At 50.6% G+C, this 522-nt stretch carries 1 protein-coding gene; it reads left to right on the plus strand.

The window, feature by feature from the left end; all coding sequences use genetic code 11:
* The first annotated feature begins 15 nt into the window (after positions 1-15).
* Positions 16-450 (plus strand): ExbD/TolR family protein, encoded by a 435-nt coding sequence (locus tag ACO0LK_RS27005; protein WP_186947253.1) that lies wholly within the window; start codon positions 16-18, stop codon positions 448-450.
* Positions 451-522: the final 72 nt, after the last annotated feature.

Consider the following 522-nt stretch of genomic DNA (forward strand, 5'->3'; position numbering starts at 1 on the left):
GAAAGAGAACACATTATGGCAATGGCAATTGGCAATGATGGTGATGGCGAAGACGAAGTCAACAGCACCATCAACACCACCCCGCTGGTCGACGTCATGCTGGTTTTGCTGATCATCTTCCTGATCACCACCCCGGTGATTACAGATACGGTCAAGCTCAAACTGCCGGCAGAAACAAACGTCATTTACAAGACCAAACCGGAAAACATCACCTTGTCCGTGAACAAGGATGGTGATCTGTACTGGAACGGCAGCATGCGTCCACTGGGTGGCACGGATGATCTGTTTGAGAAATTGAAAGTGGAAGCGGTGAAGGTACCGCAACCTGAGTTGCACATCCGTGGTGACCAGAACACCCGCTATGAATTTATTGGCAAGAGCATCTTGACAGCACAGCGGGCAGGTATCGCCAAGGTAGGCTTCGTGATCGAACCGCCTGCACGTAATTAAGCGGAACTAAGCGGAACTACAAGCAATTCGATACAGACCTGAGACCTCTGAACACAGAGGCACAGGGATGCA

The organism is Undibacterium sp. Ji49W, from assembly GCF_049340205.1.
GTDB lineage: Bacteria > Pseudomonadota > Gammaproteobacteria > Burkholderiales > Burkholderiaceae_D > Undibacterium.

Bases quoted from the DNA above. Each gene is read 5' to 3' on its own strand.
- ACO0LK_RS27005 (WP_186947253.1), top strand. From the start codon at position 16: ATGGCAATGGCAATTGGCAATGATGGTGATGGCGAAGACGAAGTCAAC.